Here is a 20,423-nt window from a genome sequence, read left to right on the forward strand (position 1 = left end):
AACATAGTGGGGATACTCGAAGCCGTCAACACAAGATGCGGTGATCACTACATGCCGCGACGATCAGTCGCAGGATGCCGTGTTGCACCTGCGGCGCCTTGTCGACAACGCCTGCGCCCCCAGTTCGGTACAACATCCACTTTCCCCGGAACACCGTCCATGCGCGCTGCCCAGTACCCCTCCTTCGGCGACCCGGCCGACGTCCTTGCCATTGCCGATGCGCCGCTGCCCGAGCCCGGCCCCGGCGAGGTGCGCATCCGCACCGTGCTGGCCTCGATCCATAACCACGACCTGCTGACCGTGCGTGGCCTGTACGGCTACAAGCCGACGCTGCCGGCGATCGGTGGCAGTGAAGCACTGGGCGTGGTCGATGCACTCGGCGCCGGTGTCGACGGCCTGCAGATCGGCCAGCGGGTCGCCGCCGCCTCGGTGCACGGCACCTGGGCCGAAGCGTTCATTGCGCCGGCACGCATGGTGATCCCGATGCCGGAGGCGATCCCGGACGAGATGGCCGCGCAGTTGATCGCGATGCCGCTGAGCGCGCTGATGCTGCTGGAGTTCCTGCACGTCGAGGCGGGCCAGTGGATCGTGCAGAACACCGCCAACGGTGCGGTGGGCAAGTCACTGGCGATGCTGGCGCGGGCGCGTGGCGTGCACGTGGCCAACCTGGTGCGCAATGCCGATGCGGTCGCACAGTTGCAGGCGCTGGGCATCGATCATGTGTTCGACACGTCGGTGGACGGCTGGAAGGATCGCGTGCGTGAGGCAACCGGCGAAGCACAGGCCGCGGCCGCAGTGGATTCCATCGGCGGCGACGCCAGCGGTGACCTGGTCGACCTGCTCGGCCACCACGGCACCCTGGTGTCGTTCGGTGTGATGAGCGGCGAACCGATGCGCATCCCCGCCGGTGGACTGATCTACAAGGAAGCCACGGTGAAGGGATTCTGGGGCAGCAAGGTCAGCCAGGCGATGGCGGTGGAAGACAAGCGCCGGCTGGTTGGCGAACTGCTGAAGCGTGCGGCGAGCGGCGAACTGACCCTGCCGGTGGAGCAGATCTTCGCACTGGACGACATCGCCCAGGCGGCGAAGGCCGGCGCCGGTTCGGGCCGTAACGGCAAGGTGCTGCTGCGGCCTTGATCGGCTGACATTGCCTTCTGTAGAGCCGAGCCATGCTCGGCTGCTTTCCGGTCAGTGTGTGGAGCGGAGCGTAGGCTCGGCTCTACAGGGGAGTGCGGACCAACGGTCCGCACCCACCGAGTGGGTCTGCTCAAACGGAGGCACCGACTTTCGTTAAGAACCTGTGATGTATAACTGAATGCGCTTTCGTCATTGGAAGACGCATGTGCCTGCGTGCGGTACTGACGGCTCCTCCCCCGTTCGGCGTTGTCGCTTCCATGTACCGCACCACCCTGAACCTGCTTGCCGGCGCCATTGCGCTGGGCCTCACCGCCGGCGCTGCCGGCGCCGCTGAATCGGCCGATAGCGGCAAGGACAGCACCACCCTCGGCACCGTGCTGGTGACCGGCTCCAACATCAAGCGCAGCGACACTGCCGGGCCGAACCCGGTGCAGATCGTCAGCCGCGAACAGATCGAGCAGACCGGCCGCTCCACGCTCACCGACGTGCTGCGCAACCTGTCGGCCAATGCCGGCAACAGCTTCGACGAGCAGTACACCGGCAGCTTTGCCGCGGGCTCGGCTTCGATCGGCCTGCGTGGCCTGTCGCCGAAGAACACGCTGGTGCTGGTCAATGGCTACCGCGTGTCCAACTTCGGCTTCGCGCTCAACACCCAGGACACCTTCGTCGACCTCAATGCGCTGCCGATCAGCGCGGTCGAGCGCATCGAAGTGCTGAAGGATGGTGCCTCGGCGGTGTACGGTTCCGACGCCATCGCCGGCGTCATCAATATCATCCTGCGCAAGAACTTCCAGGGCGTGGAAGTCGGCGGCGGCTTCGGTACCGCCACCCGGGGCGGTCTCGACGAACGCAAGGCCAGCCTGCTGGCCGGCTTCGGTGACCTCGAACAGCAAGGCTGGAACGTGCTGTTCGGGCTGGACCTGCTCAAGCGTGATCGCCTCGACGCCGACCAGCGTGCCTACACCCGCAGCGGCGATTTCCGCGACAAGCCCGGTGGCCGCCTGGCCGGCTGGTCCACTGCCGGTGGCAACTGGCTGTCCAACCCGCGCGCGCCGCAACCGTTCGCCAACTGCCCGGATGGCAGCCAGCTGCGCCCGTACAGCGATTTCGGCAGCACCCTGCCCGGCCAGGCCTGCGCCTTCAACGCGCAGCCGTTCAAGACCCTGCAGCCCGGCGCCGAGCGCCTGCAGGCGTCGTTGAGCGCGACCTACCGTTTCAATGACAGCGTCGAAGCGTTCGCCGACGTGCTGTACAGCCACAACAAGGCCGACCAGATCTTCAGCGCGCCGCTGACCGTCGGCCCGGGCCTGCGTGCCTACAACCCGGCCACCGGCACCCTGATCGACGTGCCGGCGGTGCTGCCGGTCGGCCACCCGAACAACCCGGGCAGCACGCCATTGCCGTTCGAGTACACCTTCTTCGACATCGGCCCGCGCCTGAAGGACAACACCCAGGTGTTCTACCGTGCCCTGGCCGGCGTGCGCGGCAGTGGCGAGCGCTGGGACTGGGAAGTGGCGGCGCTGACTTCGCAGAGCGCGCAGCGAGAATACGTCGACAATTTCGTCAACCGCTACGCGTTCGAACAGATCCTGCGCGATGGCAGTTACAACTTCCTCAACCCGTCCGCCACGCCGGGCGCGCTGGATGCACTGCGCCTGCAGACCAAGCGGCCAGGCTGGTACAAGCTGCACTCGTTGAACCTGAAGGCCTCGACCTCGCTGTGGGAGATGCCAGCCGGTACGGTCGGCTTTGCCTGGGGTGCGGAGTTCCGCAAGGAATCACTGGATGCGCGCACCAGCGCGCAGGTGCTGTCGGGCACCGAACTGCGCCCGGCCATCAACGTGGTCAACGGCGAGCGCCAGGTCAGCGCCGCCTATGCGGAACTGAGCGTGCCGCTGCACCGCACGCTGGAGCTGCAGGTGGCCGGTCGTGGCGACCACTATGACGACTTCGGCAAGGCGTTCTCGCCGAAGGTAGCGCTGCGCTGGCAGCCGCTGGACAGCCTGCTGCTGCGTGGTTCGTTCTCGCGCGGGTTCCGCGCACCGTCGCTGCCGGAGATCGCGCCCGGCCAGACCGTCAGCTATGGCTCGGTAATCGATCCGCTGGATCCGCTGCAGCCCGGCGGCAGCCGCGGTGTCACCAACATCCGCACCGGCAACCCGGACCTGAAGGCCGAACGCTCGCGCAACTTCAACGTGGGCGCGGTGTGGTCGCCCGATGGCGATACCAGCATCGGCCTGGACTGGTACCGCATCGAGCAGGACAACCTGGTCAAGCCGGACAGCGCGCAGTTCATCGTCGACAACCCGACGCTGTTCCCCGGCCGTGTGCAACGTGATGCACAGGGGCGCATCCAGTTCATCACCAACCAGTATGCCAACCAGGGCGAGCTGACCACCTCGGGTCTGGACCTGGAAGCCAACCGCACCTTCCGCACCGACGGCTGGGGCAACTTCACCGTGGCCGGCAGCTGGACCCATCTGCTCAGCTTCAAGCAGCCGCTGGTGGCCGGTCAGGCACCGTATGAAGGGGCCGGCAACAACCGCCACGGCGCACTGCCGCGCACCCGCGGCACCACCTCGCTGAACTGGGCGGTGGGCGACTGGAGCAGCACGCTGAGCCTGCAGTACGTGAGCGGCTACGACCAGCGCGTGGCGACGGCGACCAGCAACCCCGGCCTGCGTGACCGCATCAAGCCGTATCACCAGCTGGACCTGTACGTGGCGTACGAAGGCATTCCCAACACCACGCTGTCGCTGTCAGTGCTGAACCTGACCGACAAGGACCCGCCGTTCGACCCGGCCGGTGGCTCCAATGGTTTCGACATCAGCCAGTACAACCTGCGCGGGCAGTTCGTCTCGCTGGGTGCGCGCTACCGGTTCTGATGCGCCAACGGGGCGGCGGTGATGCGCCGCCCCGTTCCCGGTAGAGTCGACTGTCAGTCGACTCGCGCGCAAAGCGCGGGCATTTCGATGTCCGCAATCAGGAGCAGTCGACTGACAGTCGACTCTACCCAACCAGGCATCCCGGCATCACCGGCTCAGGTGCAGGAACTGCAGGTGCCGTTCGTACTGGCTGATGATGTCATTGATGATCTGCTTGCGGCTGTAGCCCACCAGGTCGTAGTCCTGGCTGCCTTCGAACAGATGCACTTCAGCGCGGTAGTAACGCTGGTTGCGCAACTGCTGTGCGGCGAACGACGGGGTCAGGTAGCCGCTCAGGATCACCCTGTACAGGAAGTCCTGCTGCTCGCCGTGATTCACCGTCAGCTCCATGTCGCCGGCCTCGAAGCGCGTGGACACGTCCCAGCCCTGGCCGCGCAGCTGTTCGGCCACCGCCTCCATCGCCGGCTTCACCGTGTCGTCCATGAAGCGGTAGACCTGGTCGCGCACCGGGAAATGCATCGCCTGGCTCAGGCGCTGGCGCCAGCCCTGGTGGTGGCGGTCGTCGCCGATCAGCGGCGATGGCCGGTACTGCAGCGCGCGCTTGCGGTGCGATTCGTCACTGAAGGCGCGGGTCAGCCCCCACATCATCAGCAGCAGCACCGCCGAGAACGGCAGCGACGCCAGCACCACCGCCGATTTGAGCGCATCGATGCTGCCGGCCAGCAGCAACCCGGCGGTCAGCACCGCGATCACCGTGCCCCAGAACACGCGAAGCCAACGCGGACCATCATCCTCCGGCGCACCGCCGTGCGAGGACAGCGTGGACAACACCACCGCCCCCGAGTCGGCCGACGTCACGAAGAAGATGAAGCTGACCAGCACCGTCACCGCGACCACCGTGCGGCTCCACGGGTAGCCATCGAGCAGTGCATACAGCACCGTCGGTGGGTCATCCACCGCCAGCTGCGCCAGTTGCTGCTGGCCGTGGTGCAGCACCTGGTCCAGCGCGCTGTTGCCGAAGATCGACAGCCAGGCCAGGGTGAAGCCCAGCGGGATGAGCAGCACGCCGAACACGAATTCGCGGATGGTGCGGCCACGCGAGATGCGCGCGATGAACAGGCCAACGAACGGCGCCCAGCCGATCCACCAGGCCCAGTAGAACACCGTCCAGCCACCCAGCCATTCCGGTCGGCCGCCATAGGCGTACACATCGAAACTCTTGCCGACCACGCTGCCCAGGTAGTCGCCCAGGTTCTGCATCAGCGTGCTGAGCAGGTATTGGGTGGGGCCGGCGCACAGCATGAACAGCACCAGCGCGATCGCCAGCAGCATGTTGATGTTGGCCATCCAGCGCACGCCCTTCTCCACCCCGGACACAGCCACGGCCACCGCCGCGCCCATCATGCTGACCACCAGGATGATCTGCACCAGGTTGGAGTGCGGGATGTTGAACAGGTGCGACAGGCCGGCGTTGAGGTGCAGCACGCCGAAGCCCATGTCGGCACCGATGCCGAACACGGTGGCGACAATGCCCAGCGCGTCCACGGTGTAACCGATCGGCCCGTTGATGCGCTTTCCGATCAGCGGATACAGCGCCGAGCGCAGGGCCAGTGGCAGGTTGTGGCGGTAGGCGAAGTAGGCCATCGCCATCGCCGCCAGCGCGAACACGCCCCAACCATGCAGGCCCCAATGCAGGAACAGCAGCTGCATGGCCTGGCGCGCACCAGCCTCGCCCGCGGCCGCATCGCCCTGCGGCGGTTGCAGGTAGTGGGTCAGCGGCTCGGAAACGCAGAAGAAGAACAGGGTGATGCTGATGCCGGCGGCGAACAGCATGCCGGCCCAGGAGAGGTAGCTGAACTCCGGCTCGTCATGGTCGGCGCCGAGCTTGATGCCACCGTATTTGGACAGCGCCACGCCGACCACGAACACCAGGTACAGGGTCATCGCCAGCAGGTAGTACCAGCCGACATTCAGTGCGGCCCAGTCCTGCGCCTTGACCAGAAGGCGCCCCGCACCGAGCGGGAACAGGCTGACGAACAGCGCGAACGCCACGACAACGATCGCCGCGAAGGCGAACACAGGCCGAAGGGTGCGCACCGGGGATTGTTGCGGCTCCAGTACATCCATGGGGCGGCGTTCTCCGGTAGATCAAAGGGTTAGCCGGCCGATTCTGACTGAACCGCAGTGGACAGAGCATGAAGTTGCCGCCTGCGGTCACAGGCCCGTCCCGCGATTCCGTGTTATCACGCGCGCGCTGCTGCGTGCCTCCGCCCGCCGGCACCGCGCGGGCCACGTTGATCGCAGCCGCGCGCGTACTGTCCAATCACGACATCACATGCACCGCGCACAGCTTGTTGCCGTCCGGGTCGCGCAGGTAGGCCAGGAACAGCCAGCGCCCGGCCATGCTGCGGATCCCGGCCGGATCTTCGATGGCGGTGCCACCGTGGGCGACACCGGCGTCCTGCCAGCCACGCACGGCCTCGGCGCTGTCGAGGGTGAAACCAATCGTGCCGCCGTTGGCATGGCATGCGGGCTGACCGTCGATCGGTGCGGTGACGATGAACATGCGGCCATCCTTGAAGTACACCAGCCGGCCCTTGTCATCGAAGACGCCCGGACGTGCGCCCAAGGCGCCGAACAACGCATCGTAGAAGCGATGCGCGACGTCCATGTCGTTCGTTCCAACGGTGATGTGGCTGAACATGCGGGCACTCCTTGTGAGAAGAGCGCAGTGTCGGCGAGCGCTGCAGGCATCGCAAATCCTCCGCCCGTGTCCGCTGCCAACTGCCCAGGAATTTGTCGTGCGCCGCCCGATCACCCTATAATGCGAATCATTATCATTAATGACCGATACCGATGGCCGTGCCCGCCACCTCCAGCACCGCGCTGGCGGGGTTCTACCGCGAACACCATGGCTGGCTGCTGGGCTGGCTGCGCCGCCGCACCCACAACGCCGACTGCGCCGCCGACCTGACCCAGGACACCTTCCTGCGCCTGCTCAGCCGGCGCGTCGATCCGTCCGAACTGCGCCTGCCGCGCGCCTATCTCAGCACCATCGCGCACGCGCTGCTGGTCAACCACTGGCAGCGCGCGGACCTGGAGCGCGCCTATCTGACCGCGCTGGCCGCACAACCGGAGCCGGTGCATCCCTCGGCAGAGGAGCGCACGCAGGCGCTGCAGCTGCTGCATGCCATCGCCGACATGTTGTCCGGCCTGGCCGAGCGGCCACGGCGTGCCTTCCTGCTGGCGCGGCTGTCCGGCCTGGGCTATGCGGAGATCGGCGTGCAGCTCGGCGTGTCCGAACGCATGGTCAAGAAGTACATGGTGCAGGCCATGCTGCACTGCCTGCGCCTGTCCGGAGACACGGCGGCATGAGTGTGGCATTGGCCAGCCCGGCGCTGGAACAGGCAGCCGAATGGTTCGCGCTGCGCCAACAGGGCTGGAACGACGGCGACCAGCGGCGCTGGCACGTCTGGCTGCAGGCCGATGCTGGTCACGCCGATGCCTGGCGACGGGTCGAGGCGGTCTGGCAATCGTTCGCCCCGCTGTCGGCACCGGCGGCAGCAACGGCGCTCGATGCCGCCGGCCATCGCCGCCGCCGCGCGCTTCGCAGTCTCGGCGGCGCACTCGGCATCGGTGCGGTCTCAATTCTCGGCCTGCACGGGCTGCAGGCGCAGCGCCACCTGCAAACGCAACGCACCGCTGCCGGGCACACCGGTCATTGGACGCTGGCCGATGGCAGCCAGTTGTGGCTCAACGCCAACAGCGAAGTGACCATCGACATCGGCAACGGCCACCGCGCCCTGCATCTGCTGCGCGGCGAACTGCTGCTGCAGACCGGACATCACCCCGCATTCTCCGGGCTGCCCCTGACCGTGCATGTCCCTGGCGCGAGTCTGCGGCCGATCGGCACCCGCTTCGCGGTCGGCCGCGAAGCGCAGGACAGCCGATTGGACGTGTTCGAAGGCGTGGTGCGCTGCCTGCCGATGTTCGGTGCGGCGCTGGATGTGCCCGCGGGAAGTGCGCTGCAGATCGGACCGATGGGGGGACTGACATCGGTGGCTGCCGATCCTCTGCGCGGCAACTGGCAGGACGGACGACTGCGGGTGCAGGACACGCAGCTGATCCGGGTGATCGACGAACTGGCCCGCCACCATGGTGGCTATCTGGGCTGTGATCCGGCGCTGTCCGCATTGAATGTCACTGCGGTACTGCCACGCCTGGACAGCCTGCAGGCCCTGAAACTGCTGGCGCGCGCCCTGCCGATCCGCATCGAGCAACGCTGGCCATGGTGGACCGTTGTGCGTCCACGTTGAAATGGCGGTTCCCTTTCTGCGCGCTCGGCGGGCACTACAAGGGAACCCATTGCGGATGTTGCCGCCCCCTTATGAAGCTCCCCTGCCCCTCCTCTCGCCCGCTGGCCATCGCGCTGTGCCTGGCCCTGACCACGTCGTGCCTGTTGCCGGCCGCCGCCCATGCACAGGATGCTGCCGCTGCCGTTCGCTGGCAGATCCCGGCCGGACCGCTCGACCAGGCCTTGACCACGTTCGGCCAGCAGTCTGGCCTGTCCATCGCTGCCGATGCGCGCCTGACCCGCGGCCGCCACAGCGGTGGCGTGCAGGCCTCGCTCAACACCGAAGCCGCACTGGCGCAGCTGCTCGCTGGCACCGGCCTGGCGTTCCAGCGTGATGCCAGCGGCGTGGTGCTGCAGGCCGCCCCCGCCACCGATGCCGGCGTGCGCCAGATCGGCACCCTGCGTGTGGCCGGCCAGGCCAGCGACGGTGCGTCGCCGTGGGGCCTGGCCGATGCCGATGCCGTTTACCGTGACAGCGGCTCGCGCGTGCATCTGGACCGCCAGCAGCTGGAACGCTTCCGCGGCCAGTCGATTGGCGATGTGCTGGCCGGCGCAGTCGGCGTGCACACCGGAGATGTACGCAATGGTGGTGCGCTGGACGTCAACATCCGCGGCCTGCAGGGCCAGAACCGGGTGCCGGTGATCATCGACGGCGGCCAGCAGGCCATCGATGTCTATCGCGGCTATGCCGGCGTACAGCAACGCAGCTACCTCGACCCGGACCTGATCAGCGCGATCAGCATCGAGAAGGGGCCGAGCCTGGCCGCCAATGCCGCCAGCGCGATCGGTGGCGTGGTCTACATGGAAACGCTGAAGGCCGATGACATCCTCGACGACGGCCAGGACTGGGGCCTGCGCCTGCGCGGCGGTGTGGCCGACAACAGCATCGACCGCACCCGCACCTTCAAGCAGATCGCGCGTGGCAGCGACAACCGCAACAGCCTGCGCGACCCGCGCGACTGGAACGGCAGCGTGGCCTTCGCCCAGCGCGGCGAAGACTGGCAGCTGGTCGCGGCCTATGCACGGCGCCGTCAGGGCAACTACTTCGCCGGCAGCAACGGCGCGCATCGCTACGACGACCAGCATCTGTCCAGCGGCGGTACCGGCATGTCAAGCCAGGCCGTTTCCAAGCTGTACCACCCGGGCGATGAAGTCCTGAACACGCACACCGACAACGAATCGGCGCTGCTGAAATTCACCTGGGCACCCAACCCCGACCAGCGCCTGGAGCTGAGCCACCGCTACTTCAATTCCAGCTTCGGCGAAATCATGCCGTCGGCGATCGGCCGCGTGGGCGAGTCCAACCAGTGGGTGACCTACGTGGACAAGGCCAACACCATGTTCCAGTTCGAGCCCGGCAAGATGCGGGTCAACGCTACCTCGCTGCGCCATCGTTACCGCCCCGAGGTGCACCCGTGGCTGGACCTGAGCAGCACGCTGTGGTTCACCACCGCCACCAGCCGCATGTTCAACAGCAACATCGCCAACACGCCGCTGTTCAAGGACGTGCCCAACGACCAGATGCCCGACACGCTGGGTGAGACCTACGGCCCCGGCCTGCAGTCGGACGTGAAGACCCGGCGCTGGGGCGTGGACAGCAGCAACACCACGCGTTTCAGCAATGCGCTGGGCGACTGGACGCTGCGCTATGGCGCGTCCTTGCAGCACGAAGACACCGCACCGAACTCGCCGGTGCTGCCGGTGGACTACAACAACAACCGTTACCTGCGCTCGGGCACGCGCCGCGAGGCCAGCGCGGTGGCATCGTTGCAATGGCAGCCGTGGGACTGGCTGTCGCTGACGGCCGGCGGCCGCTTCATCGACTACCGCACCCGCGACCGCAATCGCGTGGCCTTCGTCAGTGAATCGCGCGACCTGCGCTATACCTTCGCGCGCCTGAGCAAGGGCGGCCAGCTGCTGCCAGGCTGGTACAAGGAGTGGTACCCGGATGCACGGGGCAACTATACGTATGACTCGCTGCGCGCCACGCCCTATGGCGACAGCACGCTGGGCCAGACCTACGACTTCGACGGCTTCATCCGTGACCCGCGCGGTGCCAACGGCTTCTACACCAAGCAGATTCCCACCGCCTGGGGCTACAAGCCGGCGATCCGTCGCTCGGGCCACGGCGTTGCGCCCTATGCAGAAGCGCGCTTCAACCTCGACGCGGACATGTTCTTCTACGTGAAGTATGCGCAGGGCTGGAAGATGCCCAGCCTGTTCGAGTCGACGCTGGGCAACAGCACCTCGGCCCCGGTGGCCGACCTGAAGCCGGAGAAGAACCGTTCCTGGGACATCGGCTTCAGCCTGCTCAAGCAGGACCTGTGGCGTGACGGTGATCGCCTGGCGTTCAAGGTGGCCTGGTTCAAGAACGATATCGACAACGCCATCACCCGCCGCTTCGATTCCAGCAACTGGGCCTTCTACGTCGACAATGTCGACAACTACACGGTGTCCGGCTACGAGCTGCAGTCCGGCTATGACGCCGGCATCGCCTACCTGGACCTGTCGGCCAGCTACTACCAGCGCGCACGCACCTGCGACGCGGCCACCGCCAAGCGCCTGCGCGAAGACCCGTATGCGAAGTGGAGCAAGCTGGACACCACGCCGGACTGCGTGGACGGCGGCTTTGGCACCTCGTTCGTCAACGCGCAGAACCCGCCGAAGTACTCGATCCACAGCACGCTGGGCTTCCGCCTGTTCGATCGCCGCCTGGATACCGGTATCCGGCGTACCTACAACAGCGGCCCTACCCATGAACTCGACAAGCCCTGGAACACCACCGGCTCGACCGGCCTGCAGAACATCTACCTGCCGACCGCGATCTACGACTTCTATGCACGCTGGCAGTTCACCCCGCGCAGCGAAGTGGAACTGGTGGTCAGCAACCTGCGCAACACCTACTACATGGACACGCTGGCGATGAGCCTGATGCCGGGCCCGGGCCGCACCACGCGGCTGAACTTCACCGCACGCTTCTAACTGCTGCAGAAACATCAGCGCCCCGGAGAGATCCTCCCCGGGGCGCTTGCCTGCGGCGGCTCACGCTCTGGCAGGTGCCAGCCCTGGTTGGCTTAGCGCCGGTAGGTGCCAACCTTGGTTGGCACAGCGACTGAGCACCGGTAGGTGCCAACCTTGGTTGGCACAGCGACGCGTTACTTCGCAGTACTCAGCAACAGCACCGCAACAGTGACCAGACCGATGCCGACCCAGCCGATCGGACGCAGGCGGTTGCCGAACAGCAGGCGGCCGCAGGTGGCGGTACCGATCACGCCGATCGCTCCCCACATCGCATAGGCCGTTGCCAGATCCATGTATCGCACGGCCTGGCCCAGCAGGGCGAAGGCGATCCAGACCAGGACAATCGCGCCGACGCCCCAACGCCAGCGGCGGAAGCCTTCCGACTTGGCGACCATCATGTTGGCGGCGACATCGATCAGTGCCGAACAGATCACGAAAAACAGGGCCAGGGTATTCATCAGTGCGCCTCCCCGAGAGTGACGCAGACGATGCCGACCACCGCCAGTACCAGGCCGACCAGCTGCTGCAGCGACAGGCTCTCACCGAAGACGGTGAGGCCGACCACGGTCAGCAGGGTCAGGCCCAGGCCTTCCCACACTGCGTAGGCCACGCCCACGGCGATGCGGCGCACCGACTGCGCCAGGAAATAGTAGGACAGCGCCAACGCGCCGGCCATGATCAGGTAGCCGGTCCAGCCGCCATCGCGGGCGGCATGGGCCATGAACGAGGTGCCGACCACTTCGGCGACGATCGCCACGGTCAGGCAGGCCCAGGCGACCAGCGCGCCACGGGCGGGGACAGTACGGGACATGTGAAGCTCCTTGCAGGGCGGGGACCGCGCCGCCTTTTCAATAGATCCACGCGATGCGTGGAGGGTCCGGAGCGCCCCGCAGACAGGGGCGATGGCGACCAGTATCATCGCCTTTTACGGTGGTATCAAAATGGATTCCATCGACAGGAGCGATGGATCAATGCCCTACTCCCCTGAATCCCTGCAGGCCTTCGTGGAAGCCGCCGCGCTGGGCTCGTTTTCGGCCGCGGCACGGCGGTTGCGCAAAACGCAGTCGACGGTCAGCACCGCCATTGCCCACCTGGAGGCCGACCTGGGCGTGAGCCTGTTCGATCGCAGTGGGCGCTACCCGCAGCTGACCGAGGCCGGGCGCCAGGTACTTGGCCACGCGCAGGAGATCCTGGCCGCCGATGCGCGCCTGCAACAGTTGAGCGTGCGCCTGGCCGCACCGGTCGAGTCGCGCCTGACCGTGGTGTTTTCCGATGTCTACCAGCTCGATCCCGGGCAGCGGATCCTGCAGCGCTTCGCCGAGGCGTTCCCGGAGATCGAACTGGAATGGCTGGATGCCGAGGGCGAGGACGTACTGGAGCTGGTCGGCAGTGGTCGCGCCGGACTGGGCCTGCTGCCCAGGCAGGAGCGCTATCCCGATGGGCTGGTCGCCCGACCGCTGGCCCACCACAGCGAACTATCGGTGTACGTGGCTCGCGAACACCCGCTGGCCCGCGCCGGGCGTCGCGCCGCCGCACAACTGGCGCGGCATCGGCAGGTGCGGTTGAGTGCGGAAGTCGATCAATTCCGCTTGGTCACCGGCCTGGCCTGGACCGCCACCGACTATCTGATGGTGATGGAGATGGCCGAGGACGGCATCGGCTGGGCCGAACTGCCCCGTGCATTGGTACAGCGCTACGACCGTGGGCGGCTGGTGGAACTGGTGCTGCCCGGCTGGCCGCGGCGCATCCACAGCGACCTGCTGTGGCGCCGCGACACGCCGCCGGGACCGGCCGCACTGTGGTGGGCCGACGCGCTTGGATGAACCGAAAAAGGGGACGGAGGGGATTAAGTCGTTTGTGGCACAAACGACTTAATCCCCTCCGTCCCCTTTTTCATCAACGATGGGCGAGCGCGTAATCCAGCGCCGAGCACACCGCTGCCACCTGTGCATCGTTGCACTGCTGCGGGGTCGCCCGCGGGCTGTCCGGGTAGACCTCGGTGGTGGTGGTGTACTTCGCGCCGGTAATGCCGGCGCACAGGCCCAGCTTCACCAGCGGGTACTCGATCACGCCATGGGCCACCACCGGCGAACCGATGATCTCGCCCTTGTCGTCGGCCGGTGCGATATGGGTGACCTTCTCCACCGCAGCAATCACCGCCTGCTGGAAGGCCGCCTGCGGGTTTTCGCTGTCGTCCACCAGGTAGAAGCCATCGGGAATCAGGCCCGGCTCGAACGGTTTGCCGTCACGCGCGGCCAGCGCCGGGCGGAACTCGCTTTCATCGCTGTCGGTGGTCTCGTGCAGGTCGATGTGCAGCACGAACTGGCCCTTGATCGGTGTGATCAGCTCGATCAGCGCGGTCGACTCGTGGGCCGGGCCATCGGCGCGGAAGTTGCGGTTGGGGTCGATCGCATCGAAGTTCCAGCGGTTGATGCGCTCGAAGCCCCACGGATTCACGCATGGCGCCACCAGCAGGTTGGCCTTGCCGGCATAGTCGGCGGCGTGCTTTTCGAGGAACTCCAGCGCGCCCATCACGCCGCTGGTCTCATAGCCGTGCACGCCACCGGTGACCAGAGCAGCCGGCAGCGCCGGGTTCCAGTCGCGGCTGCGCAGGGCGAACAGGGTGTAGGCCTCGCCCGCGTAGTCGAGCTGGCCGTAGGCCACCTTGTCAAAGCGCGAAGCCAGCGCCGCGATGCGCGGCAGCACCTCTTCGTCATAGCGACGCAGGCGCTGCTGGCGGCCACGCCACGCCTCCCGCTCCGCCGCTCCCCACGGCTGGCCAGGGGTTCCGACGGGGTAGAAAGCAGCTTGGGACATGGCGGATCTCAGCGGGTCAGGAAGCAATCGCCCACTCTACCACCGGGGCATCGGCATGAACCGGAGGCGCATTCCAATAGCGAATGGAATCAGCAATAATTCTCATTTACGACCTTCCACGATCTGCATCGATGCCCATCCACGCCCTGCAACCGGCCCGCCTGCCCCTGGCTGCCGCCCTCGCCCTGTGCCTGCTCCCGGCCACCCGTGCCTTCGCCCAGGACGGCGCCACCACGCTGGACAGCATCCAGGTGTCCGGCAGCTGGCTGGGCACCGGCCTGCATGACAGCGTCAAGAGCTTCGCCGGCGCGCGCACGGTGGTCGACCGCCAGCGCATCGAGGCCAGCGGCGCGGCCAGCATCGGCGATGCCATGCGCCGCATCCCCGGCGTGCAGGTCACCGACAACTCCGGCACGGCCGGCAGCTCGGTCTCGCTGAACATCGGCGTGCGCGGCCTGACCGGGCGCTACTCGCCGCGCTCGACCGTACTGCTGGACGGCGTACCGCTGGCGGTGGCGCCGTATGGCCAGCCGCAGCTGTCGTTCGCGCCGACCAGCCTGTCCAACATCGAATCGATCGACGTGGTGCGCGGCGGCGGCGCGGTGCGCTACGGCCCGCAGAACGTGGGCGGCATCATCAACTTCAGCACCCGCGCCATTCCCACCGAGGCAGGCCTGCACGGCGAAGCGGGCGTGCGCTACACCGCCTACGACCATGGCGGCGGTGACAGCACCCAGTACAACGCCTTCCTCGGCGGTACCGGCGACAACGGGCTGGGCGCCGCCCTGCTCTACTCCGGCCAGGATGGCCGCGGCTGGCGACAGGGCAGCGATGACCGTTTCAACGATCTCGCTCTGAAGTTCGCCTACGCCATCGACGAACAGCAGGAGCTGCGCGCCAAACTGTCGTACTACGACGTGCGCTCGCTGACCCCGGGCGGCCTGACCCGCGCGCAGTACGAGGCCGATCCTTTCCAGAACACCCGCCCCACTGATTTCTGGAAGGGCCACCGCACCGGCATCGACCTGGGCTACACCAACACGCTGTCGGCCAACAGCGAGTTCGAGGTGCTGGCCTATTACAACGAAAGCAACCGTGCCAGCTCGCTGATCAATGCCGCCAATACCCAGTTGACCGTGCAGCCGCGCGACTACCGCGTGCTCGGCATCGAGCCGCGCTACACCCAGCGCCTGCACTGGGGCGCCAGCGTGCACGACATCACCGCCGGCTACCGCTTTCTGCGCGAGCGCGGCAACGACCGCAGCTACACCGTCACCCGCCGCACCGGCGTGGCCAGTGCCACCACCCGCTTTGACAACGCCACCGATGCCCATGCGTTCTACATCGACGACCGCATCGCGATCGGCCAATGGCGGATCACTCCGGGCGTGCGCATGGAGTGGATCGATATGGACCGCCGCCAGGCCGGGGGCACGGCGACCTTCAGCAGCCGCAACGACAAGGCCCTGCCCTCGCTCAACGTCGCCTACCTGCTGACGCCGCAGCTGACCGTGTTCGGCAACTACACCACGTCGTTCGGGCCGGTGCAGAATATCCAGCTGAACTCGCAGACCGCCAGCAATCCGCTCAATCCGGAAGTGGCAAAGACCGCCGAACTGGGCGCGCGCTGGCAGGACGGCGCACTGCGCGCGGAAGTGACCGTGTTCAAGATGCGCTTCGACAACCAGATCCTGCAGGTGCCGGGTATCACCCCGCCCACCTTCCAGAACATTGGTGCCACCGACCACAAGGGTGTGGAGAGCGCGCTGGAGTACCGCTTCGCCGAGGACAGCGCACTGGCCGGGCTGGAACTGTACGCCAACTACACCTGGACCAAGGCGATCCAGCAGTCCGGTGACAACCGCGGCCTGGACGTGCCCTTCTACTCGCGCGACACCGACAGCGTCGGCGCCCGCTACGCCCTGGCCGGCTGGACGTTCAATGTCTCCAGCACCCACCAGAGCGGTCAGTTCTCCGATGCCGCCAACACCTGGGAAGAAACCGCCGATGCGCGCGTGGGCCGCGTGCCGGGCGTGCGCCTGTGGAACGCGCAGGTGGCCTGGCAGGTGCCCGGGCTGGGTGACAGCGAGATCGCGCTGGGCGTGAACAACCTGGCCGACAAGCGCTGGTATACCCGCAACGTCGATGGCAACGCCGGCCGCATGGCAGCCGCGCCGCGCACGTTCTACGTGCAGGGCCGCTACCGCTTCTGAAGCGGTAATCGCCCGATGCAGTGACGGTGGCGATCACGGTGGCGGCGTATCATGCCGCCACCATGTCACCGTCTGCTTTGCCATCGCGCCTGCATCTGGCCTTCCAGGGCCTGCGCCTGCGACTGCGCGGCAGCGACCTCTGGTTCATCGCACTTGCGCTGCTGGTCGGCCTGATCGCCGGCTACCTGACCCTGCTGCAGTCCGGCATCGCACGCTGGCTACAGGGCACCCTGTACGGGCTGGATGAAGGCATGCGCCTGAGCTCCCTGCCCTCGCTGACCTGGACTGCGTTGCTGGTGCTGCCGCTGGGTGGCCTGCTGGTCGGGCTGGTCAGCCTGGCCGCGACCCGGCTCAAGCGCCCCCTGCTTGATGCGGTGGAAGCCAATGCCCTGCATGGCGGCCGTATGTCGATGCGCGACAACCTTATCGTTCTGACACAGACCCTGCTGTCCAATGGTTGCGGCGCCTCGGTCGGGCTGGAGGCTTCCTATACGCAGATGGGCGCCGGCAGCGGTTCGCAGCTGGGCCGGGTGATGCGCCTGCGCCGCAATGACGTGCGCATCCTGGTCGGCGCCGGTGCCGCCGGTGCAATCGCCGCCGCCTTCGGTGCGCCCCTGGCTGGTGCGTTCTATGCCTTCGAAATCGTCATTGGCGCCTACACCCCGGCCGCACTGGCGCCGGTGGCGGTTGCCGCACTGGCCGGCGCGTTCGTGGCCGACCAGGCCGGCATCGAGGCCTACCTGCTGCCTGCCGCCTCGACCATCGACGTGCGCGCAGCGGACTACGCCATCTACGGCCTGCTCGGCTGCTGCTGCGCGATGGTCGGTATTGTCATCATGCGCTTGATCGCCTCCATCGAAGGCACGGTCAAGCGCAGTCCGCTGCCGCTGTGGGGACGGCCGGTGGTGGGCGGCCTGCTGCTGATTCCGCTGGCCCTGGCCAGCCCACAGGTGCTGTCGTCCGGACATGGCGCGCTGCACCTGGACCTGACCACGCATCTGCCGCTTATCTGGATCGGCGGCCTGCTGACCCTGAAGTGCCTGGCCTCGGGCATCTCATTGGGCTTCGGCTTCCGGGGCGGCCTGTTCTTCGCCTCGCTGTTCATGGGCACCCTGGTCGGTGCGTTGTTCGCCGGCCTGCTGGCCATGGCCACCGGCGTGCCGGTGATCGACGCCACCTCGGCCGCGCTGGCCGGCATGGCGGCGCTGGCCGCGGCAGTGGTCGGCGCGCCGATGACCATGGCCATGCTGGTGCTGGAAGGCACCCATGACTTCCTGCTGACCAGCGTGGTGATGAGCGCGGTGCTGGTGTCCAGCACGCTGGTACGGCAGTGGTTCGGCTATTCGTTCTCGACCTGGCGCATGCACCTGCGCGGCGAGACCATCAAGAGTGCCCGCGACGTGGGCTGGGTGCAGAACCTCAACGCCGGTCGGCTGATGCGCAAAGGCGTGGCCACCGCCCCGGCCGATCTCGATGCCGCCGCGTTCCGCCAGCGCTTCCCGCTGGGCTCGGGCAGCCGGGTGATCCTGATCGACAGCGAGGGCCACTACGCCGGCATCGTGCAGATTCCACGCGTCTACGGCGACGGCGTGAAGCCGGAAACCATGATCGGCGAGCTGGCCGAGAACCGGGACGTGTCGCTGTCACCAGCCGCGGACGTGGTCAGCGTGATGCAGCGCTTCGACCAGACCCAGGCCGACGAACTGGCCGTGGTCGCCGCCGACGGCCAGGTCCTGGGTGTGGTTTCCGAAGCCTTCGTACGCAAGCGCTACGCCGAGGAACTGGACAAGCGCCAGCGCGAACTGATGGGCGAGCGCGTCGACGACACCGACTGACCCCGAAAAAAGGGGACGGAGGGGATTAAGTCGTTTCTGACACTTTTGAAATTCACGCATGGCGTGGATCTCTTGTCACTTCGACGCGATAGACTCCTGCCATGCGTTTCATTGAAACCTTCCAGGCCGGCCCCTTCGCCGACACCGTGGTCAGCCTGCTGGCCGCCTTCGTGCTGGGCACGCTGATCGGCGCCGAGCGCCAGTACCGGCAACGCACGGCCGGCCTGCGCACCAACGTGCTGGTGGCAGTCGGTGCCGCTGCCTTCGTCGACCTGGGCATGCGCATCGCCGGCAGCGCCGAGGCAGTGCGGGTGATCTCCTACGTGGTCTCCGGGGTCGGCTTCCTCGGCGCCGGCGTGATCATGAAGGAAGGCATGAACGTGCGCGGCCTGAACACCGCCGCCACCCTGTGGTGCTCGGCAGCGGTGGGCAGCTGCACCGGCGCGGACATGCTGGCCGAAGGCGTGCTGCTGACCGTACTGATCATCGCCGGCAATACCCTGCTGCGGCCGCTGGTGAATGCAATCAACCGCATCCCGATCAACGAGGCGGCGACCGAAGCCACCTACGAAGTGCGTCTGAGCGTGGATGCCGAAGCGGTGCCGCGGGTGCGCGAGCGCCTGGTCGATGCGCTGGAAGCGGCGCAGTATCCGGTTGGCGATGTGCAGTTGGTCGAGCACGCCGATGCGCCCACCGATGTGATCGCGGTGCTGGTCAGTACCGCCGTGAGTGCCGATGAGCTGGACGTGGTGCTGGCGCGGATGGAGCATGTGCCGGGCGTGCTGCATGCCACCTGGGAAGTCAGTACCCGCGATTGAACGGGCACCAGCGACTCATCTACCCGCCCTGCGCTGCTGCGCGCGCAACAATTTCTGGAATGAACCGCACTGCCGCGCATCCTGCGCTTCCGGGCAGGCCGCCGCGCGTTGCAGGTGCCGGCGCACCCGCTGCAGCTGGGTGATCTGCCGCTGCAGCACATCAGCCTGTGCCAGCAGCGCCTTGCGGTCCAGCGAGATGCATCCATGCTGCGGCGGTAGCGATGCCCCGATCTGCTGCAGTGACAGCCCGGCCGCCTGGCCAAGACCGATCAGCGCCAGCCGTTCCAGCACCTGCTCGTCGTACTGCCGGCGCAGGCCGCGACGGCCCAGGGCCTGCAACAAGCCCAATTGTTCGTAGTAACGCAGGGTCGAGGCCGGCACGCCACTGCGCTTGACCACCTCGCCGATATCCAGTTCACGCACGGGCTTGACCTCAAGTGACCTTCAAGCGCCAACCTATGGGCGACTTCCCCGCAAGGCAAGACCATGACCAGCACCCCCCCCGTTGATCAGAACACCCTGTGGAACGGCCCTGGCGGCCAGATCTGGGTTGCGCAGCAGGCCATTCTCGACGGCCTGTTCCAACCCATGGCCGACCTGCTGGTGGCCGAGCTTCCACAGACCGTCACGCAACTGCTGGATATCGGCTGCGGTACCGGCGCCAGCCTGCTGGCCGCCGCAGCGGCTCGCCCTGCCGCGCACTGCACCGGCCTGGACATCTCCGCGCCGATGCTGGCGCTGGCCCGTCAGCGCGCCGAGGCGGCAGGACTGGACGCAGACTTCATCGTCGCCGACGCGCAGCAGCATCCGCTTCCCTCCACGCACTTCGACTGGATCCAGTCGCGGCTGGGCGTGATGTTCTTCGAAGATACCGGTGCGGCCTTCGCCAACCTGCACCGCGCCGCGCGGCCCGGTGCCGGCCTGCGCTTCATCGCCTGGCGCAGCGCTGACGAGAATCCATTCATGACCACGGCCGAGCGCGCGATCGGGGATGCGCTGGAGCTTCCGCCGCGCGTACCCGGTGCCCCGGGACAGTTCGCCTTCGCCGATGGCCAACGCGTGCAGCGCCTGTTGCAGGCCGCCAGCTGGAAGGATGTGGAGGTGGTTGCGGTGGACCTTCCGTGTTCGATCGCACGCGATGCGCTGCCGACCTACGTGGGACAGCTGGGCCCACTTGGCTTGGCGCTGCGCAACCTGCCCGAAGAACGGGCCACCTCGCTCCGCAACACGGCGTTGGCGGCATTCAACCCATTCATCGAAGGCGACCGCGTACGCGTGGATGCCGCCTGCTGGCTGGTGCGCGCCCGCGCCTAGGAAAAGGGGACGGAGGGGATTAAGTCGCT

General features: G+C 67.1%; 16 protein-coding genes. 10 read left to right on the top strand and 6 right to left on the bottom strand.

The annotated features are described in order from the left end of the window. Positions 1 to 159: 159 nt before the first annotated feature. Both HLA98_RS08415 and HLA98_RS08420 read left to right on the top strand, forming a co-directional pair. Positions 160 to 1,137 carry a zinc-binding dehydrogenase gene (locus HLA98_RS08415; RefSeq protein ID WP_057500466.1) on the top strand — a complete coding sequence of 326 codons (978 nt, stop codon included), beginning with the start codon at positions 160 to 162 and terminating at the stop codon, positions 1,135 to 1,137. Positions 1,138 to 1,394: 257 nt separating this feature from the next. Continuing rightward, the gene (locus HLA98_RS08420) at positions 1,395 to 4,022 is read left to right on the top strand and encodes a TonB-dependent receptor (RefSeq protein WP_057500467.1); all 2,628 of its coding nucleotides are present in this window, start codon (positions 1,395 to 1,397) and stop codon (positions 4,020 to 4,022) included. Between the two features lie 147 nt (positions 4,023 to 4,169). Here HLA98_RS08420 and betT read toward each other — a convergent pair whose 3' ends face one another. After that, positions 4,170 to 6,149 carry a choline BCCT transporter BetT gene (gene betT, locus HLA98_RS08425; protein WP_057500469.1) on the bottom strand — a complete coding sequence of 660 codons (1,980 nt, stop codon included), beginning with the start codon at positions 6,147 to 6,149 and terminating at the stop codon, positions 4,170 to 4,172. A 196-nt stretch (positions 6,150 to 6,345) separates the two neighbouring features. Next, positions 6,346 to 6,726, bottom strand: coding sequence for a VOC family protein (locus HLA98_RS08430; RefSeq protein WP_057500471.1), 381 nt, complete (start codon positions 6,724 to 6,726; stop codon positions 6,346 to 6,348). Between the two features lie 152 nt (positions 6,727 to 6,878). Between HLA98_RS08430 and HLA98_RS08435 the strand changes: the two genes are divergently transcribed. The 3 genes from HLA98_RS08435 (at position 6,879) to HLA98_RS08445 (ending at position 11,358) form a co-directional block, all read left to right on the top strand. Further along, positions 6,879 to 7,397 (top strand): sigma-70 family RNA polymerase sigma factor, encoded by a 519-nt coding sequence (locus tag HLA98_RS08435; protein ID WP_057500473.1) that lies wholly within the window; start codon positions 6,879 to 6,881, stop codon positions 7,395 to 7,397. Beyond that, positions 7,394 to 8,338: a FecR family protein gene (locus tag HLA98_RS08440; RefSeq protein WP_057500475.1), complete on the top strand. Its 945-nt coding sequence runs from the start codon at positions 7,394 to 7,396 to the stop codon at positions 8,336 to 8,338. The genes HLA98_RS08435 and HLA98_RS08440 overlap by 4 nt, the downstream gene beginning before the upstream one ends. A 71-nt stretch (positions 8,339 to 8,409) precedes the next feature. Further along, complete coding sequence (locus HLA98_RS08445) at positions 8,410 to 11,358, top strand: TonB-dependent receptor (protein WP_057500476.1); 2,949 nt, start codon at positions 8,410 to 8,412, stop codon at positions 11,356 to 11,358. 173 nt (positions 11,359 to 11,531) lie between these two features. Here the strand turns inward: HLA98_RS08445 and HLA98_RS08450 are convergent, their stop codons facing one another. Both HLA98_RS08450 and HLA98_RS08455 read right to left on the bottom strand, forming a co-directional pair. Then, complete coding sequence (locus tag HLA98_RS08450) at positions 11,532 to 11,855, bottom strand: DMT family transporter (protein WP_057500478.1); 324 nt, start codon at positions 11,853 to 11,855, stop codon at positions 11,532 to 11,534. After that, the gene (locus tag HLA98_RS08455; protein ID WP_057500480.1) at positions 11,855 to 12,208 is read right to left on the bottom strand and encodes an SMR family transporter; all 354 of its coding nucleotides are present in this window, start codon (positions 12,206 to 12,208) and stop codon (positions 11,855 to 11,857) included. The genes HLA98_RS08450 and HLA98_RS08455 overlap by 1 nt, the downstream gene beginning before the upstream one ends. 160 nt (positions 12,209 to 12,368) lie before the next feature. Between HLA98_RS08455 and HLA98_RS08460 the strand changes: the two genes are divergently transcribed. Next, complete coding sequence (locus HLA98_RS08460; protein ID WP_057500482.1) at positions 12,369 to 13,220, top strand: LysR family transcriptional regulator; 852 nt, start codon at positions 12,369 to 12,371, stop codon at positions 13,218 to 13,220. 73 nt (positions 13,221 to 13,293) lie between these two features. On the opposite strand, the gene HLA98_RS08465 is transcribed toward HLA98_RS08460, so the two are convergent. Beyond that, positions 13,294 to 14,214 carry a M14 family metallopeptidase gene (locus HLA98_RS08465; protein ID WP_057500483.1) on the bottom strand — a complete coding sequence of 307 codons (921 nt, stop codon included), beginning with the start codon at positions 14,212 to 14,214 and terminating at the stop codon, positions 13,294 to 13,296. Between the two features lie 131 nt (positions 14,215 to 14,345). Between HLA98_RS08465 and HLA98_RS08470 the strand changes: the two genes are divergently transcribed. From HLA98_RS08470 to HLA98_RS08480, 3 genes are all read left to right on the top strand, one after another. Then, positions 14,346 to 16,427: a TonB-dependent receptor family protein gene (locus HLA98_RS08470; protein ID WP_057500485.1), complete on the top strand. Its 2,082-nt coding sequence runs from the start codon at positions 14,346 to 14,348 to the stop codon at positions 16,425 to 16,427. Between the two features lie 62 nt (positions 16,428 to 16,489). After that, positions 16,490 to 18,262 carry a chloride channel protein gene (locus tag HLA98_RS08475; RefSeq protein WP_057500498.1) on the top strand — a complete coding sequence of 591 codons (1,773 nt, stop codon included), beginning with the start codon at positions 16,490 to 16,492 and terminating at the stop codon, positions 18,260 to 18,262. A gap of 101 nt (positions 18,263 to 18,363) precedes the next feature. Then, a complete protein-coding gene (locus HLA98_RS08480) occupies positions 18,364 to 19,080 on the top strand; it encodes an MgtC/SapB family protein (protein WP_010485159.1) in 717 nt (238 codons plus the stop codon). 15 nt (positions 19,081 to 19,095) lie between these two features. Here HLA98_RS08480 and HLA98_RS08485 read toward each other — a convergent pair whose 3' ends face one another. Further along, positions 19,096 to 19,503, bottom strand: a complete 408-nt coding sequence (locus HLA98_RS08485) for a MerR family transcriptional regulator (protein WP_057500487.1) — start codon at positions 19,501 to 19,503, stop codon at positions 19,096 to 19,098. A 63-nt stretch (positions 19,504 to 19,566) separates the two neighbouring features. Between HLA98_RS08485 and HLA98_RS08490 the strand changes: the two genes are divergently transcribed. Further along, on the top strand, positions 19,567 to 20,394 hold the full coding sequence (locus HLA98_RS08490) for a class I SAM-dependent methyltransferase (RefSeq protein WP_057500489.1): 828 nt from the start codon (positions 19,567 to 19,569) through the stop codon (positions 20,392 to 20,394). Positions 20,395 to 20,423 lie beyond the last annotated feature (29 nt).

It is taken from the genome of Stenotrophomonas africana (assembly GCF_013004645.1).
Lineage (GTDB): Bacteria > Pseudomonadota > Gammaproteobacteria > Xanthomonadales > Xanthomonadaceae > Stenotrophomonas > Stenotrophomonas africana.